The following is a 419-nucleotide window of genomic DNA, read 5'->3' as shown; positions in this document are numbered from 1 at the left end:
TGGAGTGGAAGCTCACGCCCCAGTTCACCGCGGCTGCTTCGCTCGACAACATCTTCGACAAGCGGGTCAACGTGATCGGGTTCGATCTGGCGACCTTCTGTGGCTGCATGCATGAATCGTACAACCGCCCGAGGACCTGGAGAATTTCGCTGCGCTACGAACTGTAATGACCTGATGTACCGAATATCGTGAATGTGCGTGCCAAGGCTTGATGGGCTATGCCCGTCAAGCCTTGGTCATGCCGCGCTTCGAAGAAAATCGTCGAGGAGATTGACCCGTGCGAACAGTGACGTCCTTTTGCAGAACTTGCACTGCTGGCTGCGGTACGAAACTGACTATTGACGATGAGGACCGGATCGTCAGCATTCGCGGCGACGAGAACAACGCGATGAGCCGCGGCTATGCCTGCTTCAAGGGAA

The 419-nt window shown here is 56.1% G+C and carries 1 protein-coding gene; it reads left to right on the top strand.

The window, feature by feature from the left end; translation table 11 throughout:
• Window positions 1-277: 277 nt before the first annotated feature.
• Window positions 278-419: hypothetical protein (locus tag MRBLMA1_RS16730; protein WP_363738260.1), on the top strand; the 142-nt coding region annotated here is incomplete at its 3' end.

Origin of the sequence: Sphingobium sp. LMA1-1-1.1 (genome assembly GCF_040676365.1) — a bacterium.
Classification (GTDB): domain Bacteria; phylum Pseudomonadota; class Alphaproteobacteria; order Sphingomonadales; family Sphingomonadaceae; genus Sphingobium.
Note: the sequence above shows the minus strand (reverse complement) of the source record. Positions and strands in the feature narration are given on the sequence as shown.